The sequence below is a fragment of the Enterobacter sp. GER_MD16_1505_Eko_090 genome, assembly GCF_003331015.1.
Lineage (GTDB): Bacteria > Pseudomonadota > Gammaproteobacteria > Enterobacterales > Enterobacteriaceae > Enterobacter > Enterobacter roggenkampii.
Genome location: NZ_PUQF01000013.1, coordinates 23,873 through 47,177, shown reverse-complemented (window position 1 = coordinate 47,177; position 23,305 = coordinate 23,873). Strand labels below are relative to the sequence as shown.

Annotated in this window: 21 protein-coding genes; 7 read left to right on the top strand and 14 right to left on the bottom strand. The window is 55.9% G+C overall.

The annotated features are described in order from the left end of the window. The first annotated feature begins 59 nt into the window (after nt 1-59). Nucleotides 60-1,127 carry an outer membrane-stress sensor serine endopeptidase DegS gene (gene degS, locus C6A40_RS15610; RefSeq protein ID WP_008502834.1) on the top strand — a complete coding sequence of 356 codons (1,068 nt, stop codon included), beginning with the start codon at nt 60-62 and terminating at the stop codon, nt 1,125-1,127. A gap of 56 nt (nt 1,128-1,183) precedes the next feature. Here degS and mdh read toward each other — a convergent pair whose 3' ends face one another. Then, nucleotides 1,184-2,122, bottom strand: a complete 939-nt coding sequence (mdh, locus tag C6A40_RS15605) for a malate dehydrogenase (RefSeq protein ID WP_008502835.1) — start codon at nt 2,120-2,122, stop codon at nt 1,184-1,186. A gap of 397 nt (nt 2,123-2,519) precedes the next feature. Here mdh and argR point away from each other — a divergent pair, with 397 nt between their 5' ends. The 3 genes from argR to yhcN (C6A40_RS15590) all read left to right on the top strand — a co-directional run bounded on the left by argR (nt 2,520) and on the right by yhcN (C6A40_RS15590) (nt 4,006). Next, nucleotides 2,520-2,990 carry a transcriptional regulator ArgR gene (gene argR / locus C6A40_RS15600; RefSeq protein WP_008502836.1) on the top strand — a complete coding sequence of 157 codons (471 nt, stop codon included), beginning with the start codon at nt 2,520-2,522 and terminating at the stop codon, nt 2,988-2,990. A gap of 375 nt (nt 2,991-3,365) precedes the next feature. Further along, the gene (gene yhcN / locus C6A40_RS15595) at nt 3,366-3,629 is read left to right on the top strand and encodes a peroxide/acid stress response protein YhcN (protein ID WP_008502837.1); all 264 of its coding nucleotides are present in this window, start codon (nt 3,366-3,368) and stop codon (nt 3,627-3,629) included. 110 nt (nt 3,630-3,739) lie between these two features. Beyond that, nucleotides 3,740-4,006: a peroxide/acid stress response protein YhcN gene (gene yhcN / locus C6A40_RS15590; protein WP_008502838.1), complete on the top strand. Its 267-nt coding sequence runs from the start codon at nt 3,740-3,742 to the stop codon at nt 4,004-4,006. 61 nt (nt 4,007-4,067) lie between these two features. On the opposite strand, the gene C6A40_RS15585 is transcribed toward yhcN (C6A40_RS15590), so the two are convergent. From C6A40_RS15585 to aaeX, 5 genes are all read right to left on the bottom strand, one after another. Next, a complete protein-coding gene (locus C6A40_RS15585) occupies nt 4,068-4,340 on the bottom strand; it encodes a barstar family protein (RefSeq protein WP_008502839.1) in 273 nt (90 codons plus the stop codon). Nucleotides 4,341-4,385: 45 nt separating this feature from the next. Continuing rightward, a complete protein-coding gene (locus C6A40_RS15580) occupies nt 4,386-5,840 on the bottom strand; it encodes an NAD-dependent succinate-semialdehyde dehydrogenase (protein ID WP_008502840.1) in 1,455 nt (484 codons plus the stop codon). A 90-nt stretch (nt 5,841-5,930) separates the two neighbouring features. Continuing rightward, the gene (gene aaeB, locus C6A40_RS15575) at nt 5,931-7,898 is read right to left on the bottom strand and encodes a p-hydroxybenzoic acid efflux pump subunit AaeB (RefSeq protein WP_008502841.1); all 1,968 of its coding nucleotides are present in this window, start codon (nt 7,896-7,898) and stop codon (nt 5,931-5,933) included. 5 nt (nt 7,899-7,903) lie between these two features. Further along, the gene (gene aaeA, locus C6A40_RS15570; RefSeq protein ID WP_045337040.1) at nt 7,904-8,836 is read right to left on the bottom strand and encodes a p-hydroxybenzoic acid efflux pump subunit AaeA; all 933 of its coding nucleotides are present in this window, start codon (nt 8,834-8,836) and stop codon (nt 7,904-7,906) included. Between the two features lie 7 nt (nt 8,837-8,843). Next, the gene (gene aaeX, locus C6A40_RS15565) at nt 8,844-9,047 is read right to left on the bottom strand and encodes a p-hydroxybenzoic acid efflux pump operon protein AaeX (RefSeq protein ID WP_003860416.1); all 204 of its coding nucleotides are present in this window, start codon (nt 9,045-9,047) and stop codon (nt 8,844-8,846) included. Between the two features lie 179 nt (nt 9,048-9,226). Between aaeX and aaeR the strand changes: the two genes are divergently transcribed. Then, a complete protein-coding gene (gene aaeR / locus C6A40_RS15560; protein WP_008502843.1) occupies nt 9,227-10,153 on the top strand; it encodes an HTH-type transcriptional activator AaeR in 927 nt (308 codons plus the stop codon). Nucleotides 10,154-10,372: 219 nt separating this feature from the next. Further along, nucleotides 10,373-10,987: a YagU family protein gene (locus C6A40_RS15555; RefSeq protein WP_023294682.1), complete on the top strand. Its 615-nt coding sequence runs from the start codon at nt 10,373-10,375 to the stop codon at nt 10,985-10,987. Nucleotides 10,988-11,033: 46 nt separating this feature from the next. On the opposite strand, the gene tldD is transcribed toward C6A40_RS15555, so the two are convergent. The 7 genes from tldD to mreB all read right to left on the bottom strand — a co-directional run bounded on the left by tldD (nt 11,034) and on the right by mreB (nt 21,075). Then, nucleotides 11,034-12,479 (bottom strand): metalloprotease TldD, encoded by a 1,446-nt coding sequence (tldD, locus tag C6A40_RS15550; protein WP_045337032.1) that lies wholly within the window; start codon nt 12,477-12,479, stop codon nt 11,034-11,036. An 84-nt stretch (nt 12,480-12,563) separates the two neighbouring features. Continuing rightward, complete coding sequence (yhdP, locus tag C6A40_RS15545; protein ID WP_039024487.1) at nt 12,564-16,361, bottom strand: AsmA2 domain-containing protein YhdP; 3,798 nt, start codon at nt 16,359-16,361, stop codon at nt 12,564-12,566. Nucleotides 16,362-16,402: 41 nt separating this feature from the next. Further along, nucleotides 16,403-17,872 carry a ribonuclease G gene (rng, locus tag C6A40_RS15540; RefSeq protein WP_008502847.1) on the bottom strand — a complete coding sequence of 490 codons (1,470 nt, stop codon included), beginning with the start codon at nt 17,870-17,872 and terminating at the stop codon, nt 16,403-16,405. Next, nucleotides 17,862-18,455 carry a Maf family protein gene (locus C6A40_RS15535; protein ID WP_008502848.1) on the bottom strand — a complete coding sequence of 198 codons (594 nt, stop codon included), beginning with the start codon at nt 18,453-18,455 and terminating at the stop codon, nt 17,862-17,864. The genes rng and C6A40_RS15535 overlap by 11 nt, the downstream gene beginning before the upstream one ends. Nucleotides 18,456-18,464: 9 nt before the next feature. Next, nucleotides 18,465-18,953, bottom strand: coding sequence for a rod shape-determining protein MreD (gene mreD / locus C6A40_RS15530; RefSeq protein ID WP_008502849.1), 489 nt, complete (start codon nt 18,951-18,953; stop codon nt 18,465-18,467). Further along, nucleotides 18,953-19,969, bottom strand: a complete 1,017-nt coding sequence (gene mreC / locus C6A40_RS15525; RefSeq protein ID WP_008502850.1) for a rod shape-determining protein MreC — start codon at nt 19,967-19,969, stop codon at nt 18,953-18,955. The genes mreD and mreC overlap by 1 nt, the downstream gene beginning before the upstream one ends. Nucleotides 19,970-20,031: 62 nt before the next feature. Next, nucleotides 20,032-21,075 (bottom strand): rod shape-determining protein MreB, encoded by a 1,044-nt coding sequence (mreB, locus tag C6A40_RS15520; protein ID WP_000913396.1) that lies wholly within the window; start codon nt 21,073-21,075, stop codon nt 20,032-20,034. On the opposite strand from mreB, the gene C6A40_RS25105 reads away from it, so the two are divergent. Continuing rightward, a complete protein-coding gene (locus tag C6A40_RS25105; protein WP_162230876.1) occupies nt 21,044-21,277 on the top strand; it encodes a hypothetical protein in 234 nt (77 codons plus the stop codon). The genes mreB and C6A40_RS25105 overlap by 32 nt on opposite strands. An 80-nt stretch (nt 21,278-21,357) precedes the next feature. Here the strand turns inward: C6A40_RS25105 and csrD are convergent, their stop codons facing one another. Continuing rightward, nucleotides 21,358-23,298 carry an RNase E specificity factor CsrD gene (gene csrD, locus C6A40_RS15510; protein ID WP_008502851.1) on the bottom strand — a complete coding sequence of 647 codons (1,941 nt, stop codon included), beginning with the start codon at nt 23,296-23,298 and terminating at the stop codon, nt 21,358-21,360. Nucleotides 23,299-23,305 lie beyond the last annotated feature (7 nt).

The following is a 23,305-nucleotide window of genomic DNA, read 5'->3' as shown; positions in this document are numbered from 1 at the left end:
GATGTCCGGATAACTCATGTTATGCTGCAAATCGTTCCTTTTTTAACGACACGCGCATCATGCTTTTAAAGCTCTTACGTTCTATTGTCATCGGTTTGATTGTCGCTGGCCTGCTGCTGCTGGCGCTGCCGTCTTTACGTCAGTTCAATAAACTGTCGGCCCCTCAGTTCGATAGCACGGATGAAACGCCGGCCACCTATAACCAGGCCGTTCGCCGTGCCGCACCTGCCGTAGTTAACGTCTATAACCGTGGCCTGAATACCTCAGCCCATAACCAGCTGGAGATCCGCACTCTCGGCTCCGGGGTAATCATGGACGAGCGCGGCTACATTATTACCAACAAGCATGTGATAAACGATGCCGACCAGATCATCGTCGCCCTACAGGATGGCCGCGTGTTTGAGGCATTACTCGTTGGCTCTGACAGCCTGACTGACCTTGCCGTCCTGAAGATTAACGCCACGGGCGGTTTGCCGGTCATCCCGATCAACCGTAAACGTACCCCGCATATTGGTGACGTCGTCCTGGCGATTGGTAACCCTTACAACCTGGGCCAGACCATCACCCAGGGGATTATCAGCGCGACCGGGCGTATTGGCCTCAACCCATCCGGGCGGCAGAACTTCCTGCAAACCGATGCCTCCATCAACCACGGTAACTCCGGCGGTGCGCTGGTCAACTCGCTGGGCGAACTGATGGGCATCAACACCCTCTCGTTCGATAAGAGTAACGACGGCGAGACGCCGGAAGGCATCGGCTTTGCCATTCCGTTCCAGCTGGCGACCAAAATTATGGATAAGCTGATCCGCGACGGACGCGTGATCCGCGGCTATATCGGTATCGGTGGCCGTGAAATTGCGCCGATGCATACCCAGGGGGGCGGGATCGATCAGATCCAGGGCATCGTGGTGAACGAGGTGGCGCCAGGGGGTCCGGCGGCCAACGCGGGGATTCAGGTCAATGACGTCATTGTGTCGGTCAACGGCACACCGGCGGTTTCTGCGCTGGAGACGATGGATCAGGTGGCAGAAATTCGCCCGGGCTCTATCATCCCTGTTGAAGTCATGCGCAACGATAAGAAACTGACGCTGCAGGTCACCATTCAGGAATACCCGGCAACGAACTGACAGGCATAAAAAAACGGAGCGATAAGCTCCGTTTTTTTGCCGGGAGACGGTTCGTATTACTTGTTAACGAACTCTTCACCCAGGGTGATATCTTTCTTCAGCGTATCCAGCATGCCTTCCATCGCGTGTTGTTCAAACGCGCTCAGCGTACCAATGGATTTACGCTCTTCGATACCATTTTTGCCCAGCAGCAGCGGCTGAGAGAAGAAGCGAGCGTGTTCGCCATCGCCTTCAACGTAAGCGCATTCAACAACGCCTTTCTCGCCCTGCAGAGCGCGAACCAGCGACAGACCGAAACGTGCAGCCGCCTGGCCCATAGACAGGGTTGCAGAACCGCCACCCGCCTTCGCTTCCACCACTTCGGTGCCCGCGTTCTGGATGCGTTTAGTCAGGTCAGCCACTTCCTGCTCGGTGAAGCTCACGCCTGGGATCTGCGACAGCAGAGGCAGGATGGTAACGCCAGAGTGACCGCCGATGACCGGCACTTCCACTTCTGTTGGCTGTTTGCCCTTCAGCTCAGCAACAAAGGTGTTGGAGCGAATAATATCCAGCGTGGTTACGCCGAACAGTTTGTTTTTGTCGTAAACACCTGCTTTCTTCAGCACTTCTGCCGCGATAGCAACGGTGGTGTTCACCGGGTTAGTGATGATACCGATGCACGCTTTCGGGCACACTTCAGCAATCTGCTGCACCAGGTTTTTCACGATGCCCGCGTTGACGTTGAACAGGTCTGAACGATCCATGCCTGGCTTACGCGCCACGCCTGCAGAAATCAGCACCACGTCGGCACCCTGCAGAGCAGGACGCGCATCTTCACCGGAGAAGCCTTTGATTTTTACAGCAGTTGGGATGTGGCTCAGGTCAACCGCCACACCTGGGGTTACCGGAGCAATATCGTACAGGGAGAGTTCTGAGCCTGAAGGCAGTTGGGTTTTCAGTAGTAGGGCAAGCGCCTGGCCGATACCACCAGCAGCGCCGAGGACTGCGACTTTCATCCTAAACTCCTTATTATGGTTAACTTAAGTATCTGTAAATCCGTTGCGGCGACCATAATTCAGCAAGTGTTTAATTACAATTTTCGTAGCTAAAGAATTTGAGGTCGCGCGACTTTATCTCTCTTCAGAAGGCTATCTGACGACAGACGGCAACGAATTAAGAGGTGGTTACAATACACCCTGCCCCGCCACCAAAACAACATCATTTTGATAACATTTAATTTACTTTTAAGCTTATTTGCGCGGCGTGACCCAGGCATGTTTTCTGATAACGAATTCTGATAAAATCACTCCCTTTCATAACATTATTTCAGCCTGGCGCTGAGTAGATAATTTGCATAAAAATTCATCCACATGCATAATAATGTTGTTTCTATCGTCATATTCCGGGTGACTTATGCGAAGCTCGTCTAAGCAAGAAGAATTAGTAAAGGCGTTTAAAGCGCTACTTAAAGAAGAGAAATTCAGTTCTCAGGGAGAAATTGTTCAGGCGCTGCAGGAACAGGGCTTCGACAACATCAATCAGTCGAAGGTCTCCCGCATGTTAACGAAATTTGGCGCGGTACGTACCCGTAACGCCAAGATGGAGATGGTCTATTGCCTGCCGGCTGAACTTGGCGTGCCGACCACCTCCAGCCCGCTCAAGAATCTGGTTCTGGATATCGACTACAACGATGCCGTTGTGGTGATCCACACAAGCCCAGGTGCCGCACAGCTGATTGCCCGCATGCTGGACTCATTGGGTAAAACGGAAGGTATCCTCGGGACTATCGCCGGTGATGACACCATCTTTACCACGCCAGCCAGCGGTTTCTCCGTTAAAGATCTCCACGAAGCGATTCTGGTTCTGTTCGAACAGGAACTCTAATCCCCTTTCCCCGTAGCGCCGCTGCGGGGATCGTTCTGCCTCCACACCGTTTCCCCCTCTTTTTCACTGCCTCTGCCTTTGACAAATAGTGCTTTTTACCACCCATTAACATTCACCTGGTGAATGCTAAATCAAAAAATCGCACAAAAAATCAAAAGCTGATATCCATATGATTTCATTAGACATAACCAACTATAATGTGCAAAAAACACCCAATATTATGCAATTTGGTTATAAAAAAAAGACTGGTTAACACGTAATAACAATAGAAACCATTAGTCTGGTATTAATTTTTTCCGTTATTAGTGTATACTTGATTTTGTGATGAGGGTCACGAAACAAGACCCCACTAAAAAATTCGACGAGGTAAAAATCATGAAAATCAAATCAACTGTAGCGGCGCTGAGCGTCCTGTCTGTCCTGTCATTCGGTGCCTTCGCGGCTGACGCTATCAATGCTGACCAGGCGCAATCCCGCCAGGCCATCGGTACGGTTTCTGTCGGCGCGGTCGGCACATCGCCAATGGACATGCATGAGATGCTGAACAAAAAAGCGGAAGAAAAGGGTGCGTCATCCTATCGCATCATCGAAGCGCGCTCTGGCGCACACTGGCACGCCACCGCTGAGCTGTACAAATAAGTTTTAGTAATAACTGAACACGTAAATCTCCACTCAACGGCACCAGGCATAAAAATAGCGGTTCAACCCTTCTCGCCGTTGAGCAAAAACCCTATTCAGGAGTAAAGACTATGAAAACCAAATTGATCATCGCAACCCTCGGTCTGGCATCTGTTCTCTCTTTCGGCGCAAGCGCAGCCGTACAGCAGGTGAATGCCGACCAGGCACAAAATCTGCAGCCTATGGGCAGCATCTCCGTGACGTCTGTTACCGGCTCTCCGATGGATATCCGTCATGAACTGGCTGCCAAAGCTGAAAAAGCAGGTGCCAGCAGCTACCGCGTCACCGAACTGAATCAGGGTGACCACTGGCATGCAACTGCAGAACTGTATAAATAAACCCTCGTCGTATCTCATCATACGACTTGCCCCTGGCCTGATGGTCAGGGGCTTTTTTCATTCAGTGCCGCGCGTTAAAACGCAGCTGCCCTTCCAGCTCTTCTTCCGCTTCATCGAACAGTAATATCAGTGCGCCAAAACGTCTGCGCAGCTTATCGGGCAAATGGATGAACTCAATTTCCAGCGGTAGCGGCAGCAGGCTACCGGTCACCACGTCCCACAGCGTATCCAGATTCGTCACGCTTTCCCGTTCAAGATCAAACACCCGGATAAATTCACGGTAGAAGTCTTCCTGACTGTCGATCTCGTCAAAATCAAAGGTATAGGTTTTCATTGCCAGCCACCCAGTCCAGGCGAGCGGCAGATGCCGCCCTGTCTATTATAATCCCCCAATGTGAAGGGTTTTCACTTCCAGATACTCTTCCAGGCCCAGCACGGAGCCCTCACGACCAAGGCCTGACTCCTTCACGCCACCAAAGGGCCCCAGTTCCGTGGAGACGGCACACTCGTTAATGCCGATCATCCCACTCTCGATCGCCTGCGAAACGCGGAAAACACGTGAGAGATTCTGGGTATAGAAGTAAGCCGCCAGCCCGTAGGGCGTATTGTTGGCACGCTGGATAACTTCATCTTCCGAGGTGAAACGGAAACACGCCGCAACCGGGCCAAACGTCTCTTCCTCTGCCAGCTTCATGCCTTCATGGCAGTCGCCCAGCACGGTTGGCATCCAGAAATTCCCGCCAAGCGGATGGGGCTTACCCCCTGCCAGTACGGTTGCCCCCCGTGAGACGGCATCGTCGACATGCTCACGCACCTTGTCGACCGCAGCAGATTCGATCAGCGGCCCGACAACAACGCCCTCGTCAAGGCCATTCCCCACCTTGAGCGCCTTCACGGCATCGGCAAGTTTATTCACAAACTTGTCGTAGACGGTTTCCTGAATATAAAAACGGTTCACGCTGACGCAGACCTGCCCGGCATTGCGGAACTTGTTGGCAATCGCCCCCTTCACCGCCGCGTCGATATCTGCATCCTCAAAAACGATATACGGGGCATTTCCCCCCAGCTCCATCGAGACTTTTTTCATGGTTTCGGCAGCATTACGCACCAGCGTTTTGCCGACGGAGGTCGAGCCGGTAAAGGAGATTTTACGCACGTCTCGGCTTGCCATAATCGCATCGCTGATTTCATGGGTATTCCCGGCCACGGCGTTGAGCACGCCGTCGGGTACGCCGGCCTGTTTTGCCAGGGTGAGCAGCGCAAAGGCACTGAGCGGCGTGTTATTGGCCGGTTTGATCACTCCGGTGCACCCCGCAGCCAGCGCCGGGCCTAATTTGCGGGTGAGCATGGCCATTGGGAAGTTCCACGGCGTTATCGCCGCCACCACGCCTATGGGTTCGCGGGTCGCCAGAATGCGCGAGCCGGGTTTGATCGGCGGAATAATTTCCCCGTTGGCGCGCTTGGCCTCTTCGGCAAACCACTGGATAAAGCTGGCAGCGTACTCCACCTCACCTTCCGCTTCTTTCAGCGGCTTGCCCTGCTCGGTGGTCATTAACTGCCCGAGCCAGCTTTTATTCTCAATAATCAGTTCGTACCAGCGATAAAGAATCGCCGAGCGCTCTTTCGCGGTTTTGGCACGCCAGGCCGGGAAGGCTTTGGTGGCCGCTGCGATAGCCTCTTCGGTTTGTGCTTTACCCGCTTTCGCGACTTTCGCGATGACTTCCCCGGTAGCGGGGTTAAGCACATCGAAGGTCGTGTCCAGCGTTTTCCAGATCCCGTTGACCAGATAACCGGTCTGAAAAAGGATGTGATCCTGAAGCGCCTGGGTCGTCATGTGTCCTCCCTTCCTGAAATGTAAGAACGTGCTGGAATAAGTATAGCCACAAAAAAACCGACGCTTTTGGCGTCGGTTTTTTTACTTCAGTCAGCTATCCGTGAGGGCATTCTGGTAGCGATGCAGCATCAACACCAGCCGTCCTACCGGCTCGGTCACCTGAGGCGGCGCTTCCCAGGTTTTAAGCTTCTCCTGGTAGATATCAAGCTCTGCAAGCAGCTGCGTAAAGTAGCGACGTCGTTTGTCATCACTGCTGGCGGAAAGCACGTGGTCCGCGGTACGACGCAGCTGGCGGTGCCAGGCCGACAGATCGTCGTTGATGGGCACCGGCGCATTGCGCAGACGCTGGTGTGCAATGATCATGGTCAGCGCCAGGCGGAACTTCGCAATGTCGCCCGGGAACTTGTTCAGCAGTAAAAACAGCTGCTGGTAGAGCGCGGGCAGGTGGTTCTCTTTACGACGCGCGGTGTTGGTTGTCATCGACGACACGGCGGCCGACACAAACTGGTTCAACAGCACGCGGCCCGTTCTTGCCTGCGAATTATCGCGGACCAGCAGAATCACCATCATCGCCAGGAAACAGCCCACCAGCTGACCTAACGCGCTGTCGAGAAACTGGCTGAAATGGAAGGTCATCGGGTTATCCAGGACGATGATGTTAATCGTACTCGCCAGCGCCCCCAGCGATCCCAGACGCCGCTTTTGCACCTCAATGCCGATAAAGAACGCCATCACTGCCAGGCTAATACAGAGCAGCAGCATGCTCTGCTGCGTCGACGGGATGATGACCAGAAAATAGAGCGCGCCGATCGGCAGGGCGGCAAGGGTGCCGTACAGGAAATCGATGGCGACCATACGCGGGTTAGGCAGACGCATCGCCAGTGCGGTCACGACGGCAATCATCACCATCGCGCCGCTGCCGGACGTCCAGCCCGTCCACAGCCAGAACAGCGTGCCGAGCATACAGGCAAGCGTCGTACGCCAGAAGTTGACCATCGCGTGATGGCGCTCGGCGGATTCCGGCTTGATCACCACTTCGCCCTGCAGTACCTCTTCTTCCGCCGCGCTGATTTTGGTATTCCCGATCACGCCGCGTTTCAGCAGCAGGTAGCGCGTCGCGGCGCCGACCCAGGTGTAGATCGTTACCGGCGTGTCACGTTCCCCTGTCCAGGCAATAACCCTGCGCATACGCTTAAGCTGCTTGTGCACGTCCTGCACCGTTTCCACTGGCTCAGCGAACAGTTCGCGGAACGTATCGGTGACCACTTCCGGGCGCGTGTTCTGAATCAGGTAGGTTTCACATGCCTGGGTAATCAGCGTTAACGAGACCGTATTAAGGGCTTTCAGACGACGGTTAGCGCGAGCCCAGCGTGACGACTCCATATTGAGATTGCTGCGCATCCCTTCCAGCGCCTGCGTGCGGCGAACCAGCCCGCTCCAGGCTTTATCCACCTCTTCGCTGTCGCCGTGCTTAATGCAGAGCTGCATCAGCTGGTACTGGGCGACAATCAGCGCATCAAGCTCTCGGTCGACTTCCTGCTTGATGGAGCGCGGGGAGAACAGCAGGTCCGCGACAATTGCACTCACGATACCAATGACAATCTCACTGCATCGCTCCACCGCAAACTGCGGAGCCAGCAGCGGCTCGGACTGGATGGTGATGATAATAATCAGCGCGGTATAGCCCGCCAGACCCCAGGCATAGGAGTTCTCCACTTTCACCAGAGACGAGATCCAGGTGCAGAAGCCCGCCCAGATACAGCACACCATCAGCATCAGCAGCGGCGTGCGGATCATCAGGATAATAATGGTGAGCGCCGCGATACAGCCGATGAACGTCCCGATGATACGCAGCATTCCGCGATAGCGGATCGCGCCTGAATAGGGTTCCCCACCCGCGGCAAAGGCGGGACCCGCCGCGACAATCGCGGCCGTCAGCACTGCCCAGCGCGGGGTTTCAAGCTGGAAGTGGAAGCCAACAAACAGCGCCAGCACAATGGCACACGCCAGCTTCACGGCGAAGCGAATGTGCTGGCTGGCGATGGAAAAGATGCCCATAGCGATTAACCAAACTCGCGCAGACGGTGGGCGATTTTACGGAAGAATGAGTCCTGGCTGGCATCCCGATCTTTTTCACCGGTAATCACCACCGTCGCCGTGGTACCCGCAGGCCACAGATTGCCCTGCTGTTCATCCAGGTGGATACGGACCGGCACGCGCTGGGCCAGACGCACCCACTCGAGGTTGGAATCCACCGTTGCCATCCCTTTTGCATCACGCGAACTGCTGGAGTTGGTCACCCCTGCGGCGACGCTGTCGACGGTACCTTTAAAGACGCGGTTGCTGCCCAGCGGCGTGATTTCTGCCCGATAGCCGGGACGTACGCCTTCCAGCTTGGTCTCTTCCATATAGGCGAGTACATAGAAAGAGTTCTGTTTCACCAGCGCCACGGCGGTTGAGCCACGGGTAATGAATTCCCCGGCATAGACGTTAAGGTTGGTCACCCAGCCATCAGACGGCGCGCGGATCACGGTACGCTCCAGATCGAGCTTCGCCAGATCGCGCGTTGCTTGTGCTTTCGCCAGCTGGTGCAGCACGGTTTGCAGCACGTTGTTGGACTGGTCAATCTCTTCACGGGACATTGCCTGAACGCCAAGCTGATTACGGCGGCCTGCCTCACGGCGTTTCTCCGCAGCCAGCGCCTGGTAATAGGCCACGTCCGCTTCCGCCTCTTCCAGCGCTTTCTGGTAACGAGGCTGGTCGATGGTGAACAGAACCTGATCTTTTTTCACCAGCTGGTTATCGTGAACGTTAACCGCCGTGATAAGACCGGCCACGTCAGGGGCGATGGCCACCACATCGGCGCTGAAGCGTGCATCACGCGTCCACGGTGATTCGGTGTAATAGACCCAGGCGCGGAAAATGGCAATGAAGGCGAGGATAACCAGCGCCATGGTGATGGCAGTGCGGGAGATTTTTCTTGTTAGCGTTTTCACATCAACCTCAGACAAACATGCGCGATATCAGGTAAAACAGGCAGCAATACAGCGCGGTATTGAACAATGCAGGGTGCCAGACGAAATCGTAGATCCCGGTAGGGACCAGCACCTTGCGCACCAGCCAGAAGATCGCCAGTGATAAAAGAAGCTCGAAAAATATCGGTGGGAACGACAGACCGAACACCACGATAACGGGAAACAGACTCATGTTGACCTTGATAAGAGAGAGTGCAGGCTTCAGAATTTTTTAGCGCACGCCACCGCAGGAGAGCAAGAAACGCCGGGCGAGAATGGCGCAGCCGTTATGTAATTAATAATATATTAACGTAACTGTTATGCTGTTATCTATAATATGTGATCTAAATCACTTTTAAGCCAGAGTGAACAATGGAACGTTTAAAACGCATGTCAGTCTTCGCCAAAGTGGTTGAACTGGGCTCCTTTACCGCCGCTGCACGCCAGCTTCAGATGAGCGTCTCCTCCATCAGCCAGACGGTGTCCAAACTGGAAGATGAGCTTCAGGTCAAGCTGCTCAACCGCAGTACCCGCAGCATTGGTCTGACGGAAGCGGGTAAAATTTACTATCAGGGCTGTCGTCGCATGCTTCTGGAAGTGCGGGATGTTCACGAACAGCTCTACGCCTTCAACAACACCCCCATCGGCACGCTGCGCATCGGGTGTTCTTCAACTATGGCACAAAATGTTCTCGCTGCCATGACGGCGGATATGCTGAAAGAGTACCCCGGGCTTACCGTCAATCTGGTGACGGGTATCCCGGCGCCGGATCTGATTGCCGACGGCCTGGACGTGGTGATCCGCGTCGGCGCGCTGCAAGATTCCAGCCTGTTCTCGCGTCGGCTGGGCAGCATGCCGATGGTCGTCTGCGCTTCGAAGAGCTATCTGGCCCAGTACGGTGTGCCGGAGAAACCCGCCGATCTCACCAACCACTCGTGGCTGGAGTACAGCGTGCGGCCCGACAATGAATTTGAGCTGATTGCCCCGGAAGGGATCTCCACCAAACTGCTGCCGGAGGGGCGGTTTGTCACTAACGACCCCATGACCATTTCGCGCTGGCTGGTGGCTGGCGCCGGGATCGCCTACGTGCCGCTGATGTGGGTGATCAACGAAATCAACAGCGGCGTGCTGGAGATCCTCTTCCCGCGCTACCAATCCGATCCGCGTCCGGTGTACGCCCTGTATACCGAAAAAGACAAGCTCCCGCTGAAAGTCCAGGTGTGCATTAACTATCTGACCGAGTATTTTGTGGACGTGGCGGAGCTGTTTCAGGGGATGCGGGGAAGACGAAAGGAATAATCCATTTATTCCAGAACGCATAGGACCGATGAATATTCCCAGGATGAATCCCGTATTCATTCAGGAATATTCCTTCGCCACTATCAGGAATAGCTAATTGACACTACCGCCATCAGCCCATTACTTTATATGCAGTCTGCTCTTCAGGCTGTTATTAATTTGTTGCTGATATGAATAATAAAATGTATTCCGCAGGATGACGTTAAACAAGGAAAAGAAATGAATCTATTTGAACAAACACCGCCTTCACGCAGGCGCTATGGACTCGCTGCGTTCATCGGTTTAATTGCAGGGATCGTCTCCGCTTTTGTCAAATGGGGAGCCGAAGTGCCGCTTCCGCCACGCAGCCCCGCCGACTTATTCAACGGCGCATGCGGACCTGAGCACTTAATAAGAGCCGCAGGTCAGATTGACTGCTCCCGCAATTTTTTAAACCCTCCCTATGTATTTTTACGCGACTGGCTTGGCGTTGTCGATCCTAACGCAGCAGTTTATACATTTGCCGGACATATATTTAACTGGGTCGGCGTAACGCATATTATTTTCTCCATCGTCTTCGCTGTTGGCTATTGTGTCGTGGCTGAAGTCTTCCCGAAAATTAAACTCTGGCAGGGTTTGCTGGCAGGTGCGTTAGCTCAGCTCTTTGTGCATATGATCTCCTTCCCGCTGATGGGGTTGACGCCACCGCTGTTTGAGCTGCCGTGGTATGAACACGTGTCAGAGATCGTGGGCCATCTGGTCTGGTTCTGGTCGATCGAAATTATTCGTCGTGACTTGCGTAACCGCATCACTCACGAGCCGGATCCGGAGATACCGCTGGGTAACTTACGTTAAAAAAAAGGCGCTACATCTGTAGCGCCTTTTTTTATGTTTACTCAGGTCAGGCTGTGCCGCCCACCGTCAGGTTGTCTACTTTCAGCGTTGGCTGGCCCACGCCCACCGGCAGGCTCTGGCCCTCTTTACCGCAGACGCCCACGCCGTTATCCAGCTTCAGATCGTTACCGACCATCGATATCTGCTGCATGGCTTCAATACCGGAGCCGATCAGCGTTGCACCTTTCACCGTTTTGGTCACTTTGCCCTTCTCGATCAGGTACGCTTCTGAGGTAGAGAAGACAAACTTACCGGAGGTGATATCCACCTGGCCACCGCCAAAGTTAGGCGCAAAAATACCGTAATCAACGGATTCGATAATCTCCTGCGGCGTGGATTTGCCCGGCAGCATGTAGGTATTGGTCATGCGCGGCATCGGCAGGTGCGCGTAGGATTCACGACGGCCGTTACCCGTTGGCGCAACGCCCATCAGGCGCGCGTTGAGTTTGTCCTGCATGTAGCCTTTCAGCACGCCGTTTTCGATCAGCACGTTGTACTGGCCGGGCGTACCTTCATCGTCGATAGCCACCGAGCCGCGACGATCGCGCATGGTGCCATCATCCACCACGGTGCACAGTTCAGAGGAGACAAGTTGACCAATCTGACCGCTGAATACCGACGTTCCGCGACGGTTAAAGTCGCCTTCCAGACCATGGCCCACCGCCTCATGCAGCAGCACGCCCGGCCAGCCGGCACCCAGCACCACCGGGAATGAACCCGCCGGCGCCGCGACGGCATTCAGATTCACCAGCGCCATGCGCACGGCTTCTTTTGCCCACGCGTCAGCGCGCGCTTCACCGTCAACGTCGCCCAGGAACCAGTCATAGCCAAAACGACCGCCGCCGCCGCTTGAACCGCGCTCGCGTTTGCCGTCCTCATCGACCTGCACGCTGATAGAGAGACGCACCAGCGGACGGACATCTGCCGCCAGGGTACCGTCCGTTGCCGCCACCAGAATCAGTTCATACACACCGCTCAGGCTGGCTGAAACTTCCTGCACGCGTTTATCTGCCGCGCGCGCCACTTTGTCCACGCGGCGCAGGATATCCAGCTTCTCTTCACGGCTCATGCTCTGCAGCGGATCGATGCTGGTATAGAGCGCAGAGTGCTGCACTTCTCCCAGGGTTTTCACGCGACCATCGCCGGTATCACGCACAATGGTGCGCGCGGCCTGCGCGCTCTGCTCAAGTGCGGCGAGGCTAATCTGATCGGCATACGCAAAACCGGTTTTCTCCCCGCTGACGGCGCGGACGCCGACGCCCTGGTCGATGTTGTAAGAGCCATCTTTAATGATGCTGTCTTCTAAAACCCAGGATTCGTGATAGCTCGACTGGAAATAAAGGTCGCCGTAGTCGAGACGGCGTTCGGTCAGTTGACCAAGAATGGAGAACAGGTCCTGATGGTTCAGGCCGTTCGCTGCGAGCAAATGTTCACTTACCAGGTTCAGACTCATCGTATTGCTACTCGTTCGTTGCCGCCCGTGGCGGTATAAAGATCGTATTTATTGAGAGTGAGGCAATTACCTGCCCACGTCAAATCATTGCTGTGCATCTTTGCGCGGCTGGCGCAGCACCTCGTTGATCTGCGGTTTATCGACCGGACCGGTAATGCGGTAGCGCAGAATGGAGACCTTGCTCCACAGCGGCCCCAGCACTTTGCTGGCGGCAAACACCGCCGCACCGACAATCGGGTTCACCACGAAGGCCGCCGCAACGCCCACGCTCGCGGAAATTTCCGGCGCCACCACGGCTTCCATATCCAGCTCGCGGCGCACGAGGTTGACCGAGCCTTTCATGGCGATATCCGCTTCCAGGCCATCCACCAGCGTATCGTCCGTATGCAGAACGCCGTCCTTGATCCACGCCGTACTGCGGATGGAATCGTAGTAGAACCCTTCGCTGAAGGTATCGCTGAAATCGAAGCGCAGCTTGCGCAGCAGCGCATCAAAACTCAGCAGGCGCAGGATCTGCCCGGCGCGCCCCGTGCTCACGTCGGCGATTTCACCTTTGCCGAAGCGGGTTTTCAGAATGCCGTTCAGCGAGGCCTCATCCGGCTTCCACGGGGCGTCGCGCCAGTGAAGATCGTAATCGACGTCAAATGACGAACCGCGCAGCGGCGTGCTGATGCCAAAGAAATTGGCTGCCGCATCCAGTTTGTTGCCTTTAATGTCGCCCTTGAGGGACGTTCGCTGCTCGCCCGGGTTATTCACCCATTCCCCGCCTGCCGTCATGCGGCCAAAGCCGGTGTCGATCAATCCTCCGGTGAGCGTAAGCGTATTTCCCTGAATGGCAAAATCACCGTCGATACGACCATATTTCTGTCCCCACAGCCAGCACTCCGCGCAGCGCAGCTGGAGATCGGGCCAGCCGCTAAAATCGACGCGGGAGGTTTGACTCAGCGGCGAGGTATCCGCCGGTTTATCTTTACTCGCGGCGGCCGGGTTGTAGTAGAGATAGCGGATCGCCGCCTGCCACGGCGCGTGATCGCGCATGGTCAGCGTGCCGTTGATCTCCCGACCCTGGGCCTCCACTTTCGTACCGTTAGCAGCAGGCTGCGAGACAATACTCAGGTTGTTCCACTGCTGCCCACCCAGCATCAGCGACGGCGTGCGTACGGTAATGGTTTGCGGGAACTGGGCGGTTTCATCAACGTTTTGCCCAACGCCTTTCTGGAACAGCGCCAGCCACTCTGCACCGTCCATCGGCGGCAGATTCAGCTCAACGCCCGTCTGCTCTGGCAGCGGCGGCGTGGAGCGGCTATCCGTCGTCCAGATGGCCCTGTCGAGGGTGAGCTTGCGGTTAAGCAGCCAGCGGCTGTTGAAGTGGTTCGTCCCGCCCGCGTTTCCGGTCAGCGCGAAGCTGTTCAGGTTGCCCTCGACGTTCAGCTTCACCGGCAGCGGCTGTCCGGCCTGTTTATCCAGCGGCGCAGGCAGCTGGCTTCGAAGATTCTTCAGATCACCCGTGATGTCGACCTTGTACTGGGCACCTGCGTGATAAGGCAGGTCGATTGCCACTTTACCCTGCCAGGCGACCGCCCCCTCCACCGACGCCTCAATCGGCTTCGGCAGGACATCCATTCGCGCTGGCTGCCAGTTACCGTCCAGATTGACGGCCACCTGATACGCCTTTTCACCCTCTGTGGTCGTGAAGTCGATATTCACGGGCTGATTAAACCAGCTGGCGGTCAGCGGCTCGCTCTTCAGGTTACCGTTCTCAAAGCTGAACTGCCCGCTGAGATTTTTCAGGGTGCTCTCAAGGGGTTTAATGTACAGACTGTTGTTCTTCAGACGAACGTCGCCTTTCGCGGTGGTCATCTCACCGTCCAGCGGGATATCAAGATGTAAGCGAGCATTCACATCGCCATCAAGCTGCAGCTGCTGAAGCGTCGCCGCCAGCGACTCTTTCAGGGGGGTCTCCTCAAAGTACGGTCCCACCGCCTTGCCGGGACCGTTGATGTCGGCATCAATCAGCAGCTTCTCTTTTGAGTAGTCCGGAATGTTGGCCGTCAGGTTGCTGGCCGTCACGCCGCCCAGCGCCACGCTGTCGGACTTCATCCACAGGCCGTCATTGAGGAAGTTAAGTTCGATATCCAGGTTTTTCAGCGCGGGCCAGCCCGGCTGGAACGCGAAGGTGGCGTCATGCAGCGGCACCAGAACCTGGAACTGACCTTCATTATGTTTGTACGGGAACAGATGGGGGTTACCGCCGTAGACCAGCGTGGCGTTTTCCGCCTGACCGCCCTGGATTGCGCCGCTCAGATAGTCGACCAGCGCTTTACCCATCAGGTTTTCCGGGAAATAGCGCCAGGCCTGCGAGCCATCATCGGTACTGATTCCGGCCAGAATACCCAGCCACGGCTCGTCCCCCTGCGGTTGCAGATAGCGGAAGTCACCCCGCGCGTGTACCGCTTTGGCTTTGACGTCGATATGGCGACCATCGAGCTGGAAGCCCTTATCGTTACGGAGCCAGTTAAGCACTGCGTTGCCCTGTTCGATTTCCAGCGGCGCGCGGAAGACCGTCTCGTACGGCATTCTGGCGTCGTGCATATCAACCGTCAGCCTGCCGTTCTCCACGCTGCCTTCCAGCTTGCCGCTAAAGTGCTCCGCACCCGGCAGCAGCTTCCACTGCTTCCAGGCAAGATCTTTCCATGTTGCCTGGAAACGGGTTTTTTCCGTCGCCTGAAGCGGGATATCCAGCGCCAGAGAATCGATCTTTCCGCTCGGCTGCGTAGCCAGCCAGATCTCGCCCAGGTCTGGAGAGAGCTTTGCCGCCATTGAGCGCAGCCCTTCAATCGCGGCCAAATCCAGGTTGCTGGCGCGGATGCGCAGCTCGTCGCTGCGTTTACTGGCCGTGCCGCCAACGTCCTGCTCCGGCATCCAGGCCAGCGTCAGCGCACCGCGCGGCCACGGCTTGCCGTCCATCGCGATCCGCGTATCGGGAATGGCAAACTGCCAGCCCTCTTTCTCCTGCGTCACGTGGGCGGTGAGGTTATCGACGGAAAGCTGATGCTGTTGTTTTTCGCCTTTCCAGCTCGCGCCCCCCTGCTTGAGCCAGATATCACCGCTGGCAAATTCGCCTTTCGTCAGGGTCAGCCAGCCTTCAAGGCTGAATCGGGCCGTTTCCAGCTGCATATTCTGCTGGAGCCAGTCGCCCAGCCACGGTTTGACGTCCACATCGTCGGCCTGCAGCCAGACTTTGCCGTTATTTAGCAGGCCGTCATCGTCACGCAGATCCATGCGCACCTGCATCACGCCGTGCTGACCGTTCAGGCTGGAGAGACTCACCTGCCCCTCAGCGCGGTGCCGGTTCCTGCCGTTGAGCCAGGTCAGCTGGGGGATCGCCAGTTCCGCACGCTGGCCGGAAAGGGTAATAAAGCTCACTTCGCTGTCGCGCAGATCGAAATGATCGAACTGGCGCAGGAAAAGATCGCTAAAACGGTTGGCCTCAAGCCCCTGGCTGCTGTCGCCGCCCGAGATGGGCGTATTGGTCAGAAACTGAAGCTGATAAAAGGTGAGATCGCGAAACTGCCAGCGCAGATGCAGCAGGCTTTGCCAGACGTCCAGCGCCAGGGTCACGCGTTTGATTTTGAGGTGGCCGCCATCTTTCAGGCTGGCGTTGATATCCCGCACATCGAGCGTCGGGCCAAAATTCTGCCAGCTGGCGCTTACCTGGCTGACGTTCACCGGCACGCCGGTGGTGGATTCGATTTTTGCCAGCAGTTGCGGACGCCAGCTGTCCAGATGCGGTAAAACGAGGCGTAGCCCGCTCACGAGCAACGCGACAATCACGACCAGCGTTGCCCCTGTAAGCAATAAAATCCCCGGCAATCGCCTCACGCATCTCTCCTTGTCAGCTTTGGTCACGCAGCGTACTGCGCTTACATCATCACGACGTCAAACTGCTCCTGGTTATAGAGCGGTTCAATTTGTACTTTTACCTGTTTGCCGACAAAGATTTCCACTTCCGCCAGCGCGTGTGACTCTTCGCCTTTCAGCGCTTCAGCCACCGCAGGGGAAGCATAGACCAGAAAACGATCGGAGTCGTAGGCATGATGCACACGCACAATTTCACGCATGATCTCGTAGCAGACGGTCTCAACCGTCTTTACCGTTCCGCGTCCATGGCAGGTCGGGCATTCATTACACAGCACATGCTCCACGCTCTCGCGGGTACGCTTACGCGTCATTTCCACCAGCCCCAGCTGTGAGAAGCCGTTGATGCTGGTTTTCACGCGATCTTTACTCAGGGCCTGTTCAAGCGAGTGCAGCACGCGGCGGCGATGGTCTTCATTACTCATATCGATGAAGTCGATGATGATAATGCCGCCCAGATTGCGCAGACGAAGCTGGCGCGCAATGGCCTGCGTGGCTTCGATGTTGGTGTTGAAGATGGTGTCGTCCAGATTGCGATGACCGACAAACGCGCCGGTGTTGATATCGACGGTGGTCATCGCTTCGGTCTGATCGATGATCAGATAGCCGCCGGACTTCAGTTCAACCTTACGCTCCAGGGCACGCTGGATCTCGTTTTCGACATCATAGAGATCGAAGATCGGCTGACGCCCGGTGTAGTGCTCCAGCAGGCCTGGCATCTCCGGGATATATTCAGCGGTAAACTCCAGCAGCGCTTCATACGTCAGGCGGGAATCCACGCGAATGCGGTCGAGCTGCGCGTCGGCAAAGTCACGCAGCACGCGCTGCGCCAGCGCCAGCTCACCATAGAGCTGATAGCGGGTCTGGTTGCGTTTTTTACGCTCCATCACTTTTGTCCAGACGCGCTTCAGGTAAGCCGCATCTGACGCCAGGTCTTCCTCGCTGATCCCTTCCGCGGCGGTGCGGATGATAAATCCGCCCTGTTCATCGCAGTAGGCGCTGACGACTTTCTTCAGGCGCTCGCGCTCGCTTTCGCTCTCAATACGCTGCGAAACGCCCACGTGCGACGCGCCGGGCATAAAGACCAGATAGCGGGAAGGTAAGGTGATATCGGTGGTCAGACGGGCGCCTTTGGTACCAAGAGGATCTTTCACCACCTGCACCATTAAGTCCTGCCCCTGACGCACCAGTTCAGAAATGTCGCGCACGGCAAACTGCTTTTGCTCTTCGCCCGCGACGCACTCGGTGTGCGGCATGATGTCGGAGGCATGTAAAAATGCCGCCTTATCCAGTCCAATATCTACAAAAGCCGCCTGCATACCCGGCAGTACACGACTGACACGACCTTTGTAGATATTGCCTACTATTCCGCGCCGCGCTTCACGCTCAATATGAATTTCCTGAAGAATGCCACCGTCAATATAGGCCACACGGGTTTCCGATGGCGTTACGTTTACCAACAATTCAGCCGTCATAATTATCCCTTCCCTCACGCAGTGAGTTAAAATTGCTCAGCAACTCATACGTTTCCACCAGCGGTAAGCCGACTACGGCGTGATAGCTGCCATGAATCTTCCTGACAAAACAGCCACCCAGCCCCTGAATACCGTATGCACCTGCTTTATCCATCGGTTCACCGCTGGCAATATAAGCGGCGATCTCGTCGTCGGTAAGTACTCTGAACGTGACATCCGTCACCACCAGGCAATCCAGCACGTGCTGGCGGTCCGCCAGCGCGACGGCCGTCATCACCTGATGCGTTTGCCCGGACATTTTGCGCAGCATGCGCGCCGCGTGTTCGGCGTCATGCGGTTTCTCCAGCACTTCACCGTTAAGGATAACGATGGTATCAGCTCCCAGCACGGGCAGATCGCGCGGCACGCAGGCCACGCCCGCCTGCGCTTTCTCGCGCGCCAGACGTGACACGTACTGTTGAGCACTTTCGCCCTCAGCACGTATTTCTTCAATGCCGGTCACGATGCGTTCAAAAGAGACCCCAAGCTGCGTCAGGAGTTCCTGACGGCGCGGGGAGCCGGAAGCGAGATACAAAGACGTCATAGAAACCTTTTATTGCACAGCAAACTGCTGGCGAACCTTACGCATCAGCAGGAATAGCCACGGCCAGAGCACACCGTTTACTACACTACTCCAGAACACTTCCGGTCGGAAAGAGACGTTGATCACTAAAAACTCTGCCCAGAAAACAACGATATCCGCAGCAAGCGACAACAGCATCACGACCAGGGCCTGTTGCCAGAGCGCGAGGTTACGGAAGAGCTGGAATTTCAGTGCGACGAGGTACGCAATAATGCTCATGGACAAGGCGCGTACGCCCAGCGTAGAGCCACTAATGAGATCCAGTATGGCACCCATCACAAAACCCGTGCCGACATTTACGCGATGCGGCAGGGCAAGGATCCAGTAGAGCAAAATGAGCAAGACCCAGTTTGGCCGGAAAACGAGAATGTTATCCGGCCAGGGCATAATCTGCAGCAACAGTGCAATGAGGAACGAGAGCCAGATGACCCAGCGTCCCTGGCTACGATAGCTTGCCACTACTGCCCTCCCGAAGAGAGTTTAGGCGGTGGCGGCGCATCCGGCAGCGGCTGCGTTAACCCCGTTGCCGGTGCCGGGACTGGCGCAGGCGGCCCCATAGAGTCCGCAGGCGGGAGAACCTGCGGCATCATCTGCATCAGGCGTTCATTTGCCACACGATGGACCTCTTCAGGCGTCATCGGGTTAGTACCGTTACGATCGGCGCCCCACAGCAGCAGCAGGTAGCGCAGACGCTGCAAACCGGCGGTTGGACGCGCCTGAATCACGGTATAGGCACGCTGCGTATCCAGCTTCACCGAAGAGACCACCGCAACCGGATAGCCTTCAGGGAAGCGGCCACCCAGACCGGAGGTCACCAGCACGTCGCCCACGCGGATATCCGTGTTGGCCGGCAGGTGTTCCAGCTGCAGGTCATCCGTACAGCCATTCCCGGCCGCGATCACGCGGATATCGTTACGCAAGACCTGGATCGGGAGCGCATGCGTGGCGTCGCAAATCAGCAGCACGCGGCTGGTCAGTTTGGCGACGGCAACAACCTGGCCTACTACGCCTTTATCACTGATGACGGGCTGACCTTCATACACCCCGTTGACGCTCCCTTTGTCGATCACAACCTGATCGCTGTAAGGGTCGTTCACGGTGGAGATCACCTGGGTAACCATCTTCTGCTCATCCTGACGCAGCGGCGAGCCGAGCAGCTCACGCAGACGCGCGTTTTCCTGCTTGTATTGCCCCAGCATCAGAAGTTCGCTGTTTTTCAGCAGCAGTTCCTGGCGTAATGCCCGGTTTTCAAGTTCGAGCTGGTCTCGTGAAGACAGCGTTTGAGAAACGGAGTCGAGCAGTTCACGGGGACCATTTGATATAAAGTAGAAAGGACTGACGGCGGTATCCATGTACGTTCGGATCTGGCTGAACGTACCGAGGCGGCTATCGGCAATAATGACCCCAAGCGCAACCAGAACCGCCAGAATGAGGCGAAACTGTAGCGATGGGCCACGGCTAAAAATTGGCTTCATAGGCTATGCGTATTCTCGCGTCAGAGAGAAAGGGTAGCAAATTGCTACCCTCTCAAACTCGACTACTCTTCGCTGAACAAATCGCCGCCGTGCATGTCGATCATTTCCAGCGCCTTGCCACCACCACGGGCGACGCAAGTCAGTGGATCTTCTGCAACTACGACAGGAATACCTGTCTCTTCCATTAACAGGCGGTCGAGGTTACGCAGCAGCGCACCACCACCGGTCAGAACCATACCGCGCTCGGAGATATCGGACGCCAGCTCTGGTGGGCACTGTTCCAGCGCGACCATTACCGCACTCACGATACCCGTCAGTGGCTCCTGCAGTGCTTCCAGAATTTCGTTGGAGTTCAGGGTGAAACCGCGTGGAACACCTTCAGCCAGGTTGCGGCCACGTACTTCGATCTCGCGCACTTCATCGCCCGGATATGCAGAGCCGATTTCGTGTTTGATACGCTCTGCGGTGGCTTCACCGATCAGAGAGCCGTAGTTACGGCGCACATAATTAATGATGGCTTCGTCGAAGCGGTCACCACCGATACGTACGGAAGAGGAGTACACCACGCCGTTCAGAGAGATAACGGCCACTTCAGTGGTACCACCACCGATATCCACCACCATGGAACCGGTCGCTTCAGACACAGGCAGACCTGCACCGATTGCCGCCGCCATTGGCTCTTCAATCAGGAACACTTCACGCGCACCTGCACCCTGAGCAGATTCACGGATTGCGCGACGCTCGACCTGGGTTGCGCCAACCGGCACACACACCAGAACACGCGGGCTTGGACGCATGAAGCTGTTGCTGTGAACCTGCTTGATGAAGTGCTGAAGCATTTTTTCAGTCACGAAGAAGTCAGCGATAACGCCGTCTTTCATTGGGCGAATAGCGGCGATGTTGCCAGGGGTACGACCCAGCATCTGCTTCGCGTCATGACCCACTGCGGCTACGCTTTTCGGCGAGCCTGCACGATCCTGACGAATGGCCACAACGGAAGGCTCATTCAATACGATGCCTTGTCCTTTTACATAAATAAGGGTATTCGCAGTACCCAGGTCAATGGACAGGTCATTGGAAAACATGCCACGAAATTTTTTCAACATACTAAGGGATAATCCTGAAAGCTGGGGCGGAAAACAAAATCCGCTTACTTTACCAACCACACGCAGCAGCGACAAGGCGCAAAAATCATCTGCAACGGTGAAAATTTGTGCAGTACGTTTCCTGATGTTACAAAATCATCCCCTGACTCCCTCAGGGCTGAGTAAACAGCAGCATTCCTTACTGACCTTTGTAACCCGTTAAAGGTCGTTCACTGGCTTTTTGCTCGACATACTCAAAGCTACAGGCGCGATATTCTACGTGAAAACAGCGTAAACGGCAGGTCAAACCGAGTATCTTTGCAAATATTTTTTCACATTGGTGTCAAGCGGCTGAGAGGCAGCAAAAAAATCCCCCTGACCACCCATTACACCGCGCTCTGTTAACATTTGCCATTCGCCTCTGGCGCGTACGCCCGCGGCAAACACCTGTGTTCGCGTTCCTTTGCACGCCTCAACCAGGCTCTGTACCAGCAGCTGGTTTTCCGTGCGCTTTTCAATATTCCTTACCAGCCCCGGATGTAGCTTTAATAGCTCCACATCCAGCTCCTTGATCCAGTTGGTGCTGACCAGCGTCAAACCTGCCTGCGTCACCGCGACGCGCGCGCCGAGCGCGTTGATCAAACGAACCACCGGACGTAACCGGCTGATGTGTTGACCTACATCCGCCTCAGCAAGTTCAAAAATAATGCGTTTGCGTTGCGATTTTTCGCATTGCATTAATGTATCACGCAGCCAGCGCTGAAAACGCGGGCGTATTAATGACTCCACGGTGACCTGTAACGCCAGGCTCTCTTCAGGCCAGAATGATAAAAACGGAATCAAGCGGCTAATTTGCTGACGGTCATACTCTTCGGACAGACCAAATTGCAGCACCATTGGCAGATATTCCGCAGAAATAACCTCTTCCGTACCGTCAAAAATACGACACATCAGTTCACGGTGATGAACGTTGCCGTTTTTCATGACCGCGGGTTTTTGATAAATACGCGGTCCGCCGCGACTTAGCATTTGCTCAATCAACGTACGCCAGCGCACGTTACCGCGCCCTTTTTCCGGCAGCGAATCATCATAGACCGCCCATCCGTTCGCGCCCTGCAGCACGGCGTTGCGGGTGGCCGCTTCCGCATGCTCCATCACCTGTTCTGTCGATTGTCCGCCACGCCAGGCGCAGATCCCCATGTGGACCATATCGTCCCTGTCGAGCATTTTGCTCTGCGGCAGCGCATCAACCGCCTTCAGCAGCTGGCTGGCGATGCTTTCCGACTCCTTCAGCGTCCGATGCGGCAGCAACACGGCAAAGTCGCTGCGGTGGTAGCGGGCCAGCAGCGCGCCCGGGTAGCGCATAATAAAGGTGGAGAGCAGGTTGATCAGCGTAAAGAGATTTTCTTCCGCGGCCCGCTGTCCCCAGGTGTCGCGCAGGAGATCGAAATCAGGCAGGCGAACCATCATCACCACCCCGTGCGTCCCCACTTTTTCCGAATCGTCGAGCAGCGTGGCGAGCTGATTATCAAAGAAAAGGCGGTTGTTGAGGCCGGTTTTATTATCCTGCGCGGCATAGGAGCGGATCAGCGTATCCATACGGCTGCGCTGGTCGCTGGCAAACTGGATTTCCGAAAGCAGCGTATCCAGCGCGCTGCTGGCGCGTGACGGCCATTCGTGGACTGAACCACGGACCTGCGGGCCGCGTTCACCGTTAAGGATCCGCACGGAGCGCATCTCCAGCAGCTCCTGGCCGGAGAGCTGGCGGCGCAGCCAGCGGACCGCGAGAAAGATCAGCAGGACGATAAACGCCACCGCGACGGTGAGCGGCGCGGTGGTCATCATGGAACGGAAATAGCTGGCCATCGGATCGAGATAGACCATGTGTATGGTCATCCCCGGATTTTTAAGGGAATGTACGGTCACTTCCCGATACTGGCTCACCACGCCCGCAGGCCGATAGCTTCCCGGGCGTTCGTGGCTTAACACACGATGCTTTCCCTGCTGAATGTCGATCTGAACAATATCAACAGGTACCATCAGCTCATCGAGCTCCCTGGAGAGTGCCGGTAGCGGCGTCGTCAGCAGACGCGTATCAATTACCGACGCGACAGACTGTACCCGGTTAACCAGTTTGTCCTGAATGGCGTTGTAAAAGCTCAGAGAGCAGCCCAGAAGGGTGACAAAAATGGTAAGCCCCGTCAGCAAGGTGATAAAAGCTGAGAACTTCGTCGTTAATCGCATCCTTGAG

What these genes read in the sequence shown, in the direction of transcription:
- degS (WP_008502834.1), top strand. Translation starts at nt 60, where the DNA reads ATGCTTTTAAAGCTCTTACGTTCTATTGTCATCGGTTTGATTGTCGCT.
- mdh (WP_008502835.1), bottom strand. Translation starts at nt 2,122, where the DNA reads ATGAAAGTCGCAGTCCTCGGCGCTGCTGGTGGTATCGGCCAGGCGCTT.
- argR (WP_008502836.1), top strand. Translation starts at nt 2,520, where the DNA reads ATGCGAAGCTCGTCTAAGCAAGAAGAATTAGTAAAGGCGTTTAAAGCG.
- yhcN (WP_008502837.1), top strand. Translation starts at nt 3,366, where the DNA reads ATGAAAATCAAATCAACTGTAGCGGCGCTGAGCGTCCTGTCTGTCCTG.
- yhcN (WP_008502838.1), top strand. Translation starts at nt 3,740, where the DNA reads ATGAAAACCAAATTGATCATCGCAACCCTCGGTCTGGCATCTGTTCTC.
- C6A40_RS15585 (WP_008502839.1), bottom strand. Translation starts at nt 4,340, where the DNA reads ATGAAAACCTATACCTTTGATTTTGACGAGATCGACAGTCAGGAAGAC.
- C6A40_RS15580 (WP_008502840.1), bottom strand. Translation starts at nt 5,840, where the DNA reads ATGACGACCCAGGCGCTTCAGGATCACATCCTTTTTCAGACCGGTTAT.
- aaeB (WP_008502841.1), bottom strand. Translation starts at nt 7,898, where the DNA reads ATGGGCATCTTTTCCATCGCCAGCCAGCACATTCGCTTCGCCGTGAAG.
- aaeX (WP_003860416.1), bottom strand. Translation starts at nt 9,047, where the DNA reads ATGAGTCTGTTTCCCGTTATCGTGGTGTTCGGTCTGTCGTTCCCACCG.
- aaeR (WP_008502843.1), top strand. Translation starts at nt 9,227, where the DNA reads ATGGAACGTTTAAAACGCATGTCAGTCTTCGCCAAAGTGGTTGAACTG.
- C6A40_RS15555 (WP_023294682.1), top strand. Translation starts at nt 10,373, where the DNA reads ATGAATCTATTTGAACAAACACCGCCTTCACGCAGGCGCTATGGACTC.
- tldD (WP_045337032.1), bottom strand. Translation starts at nt 12,479, where the DNA reads ATGAGTCTGAACCTGGTAAGTGAACATTTGCTCGCAGCGAACGGCCTG.
- rng (WP_008502847.1), bottom strand. Translation starts at nt 17,872, where the DNA reads ATGACGGCTGAATTGTTGGTAAACGTAACGCCATCGGAAACCCGTGTG.
- C6A40_RS15535 (WP_008502848.1), bottom strand. Translation starts at nt 18,455, where the DNA reads ATGACGTCTTTGTATCTCGCTTCCGGCTCCCCGCGCCGTCAGGAACTC.
- mreC (WP_008502850.1), bottom strand. Translation starts at nt 19,969, where the DNA reads ATGAAGCCAATTTTTAGCCGTGGCCCATCGCTACAGTTTCGCCTCATT.
- mreB (WP_000913396.1), bottom strand. Translation starts at nt 21,075, where the DNA reads ATGTTGAAAAAATTTCGTGGCATGTTTTCCAATGACCTGTCCATTGAC.
- csrD (WP_008502851.1), bottom strand. Translation starts at nt 23,298, where the DNA reads ATGCGATTAACGACGAAGTTCTCAGCTTTTATCACCTTGCTGACGGGG.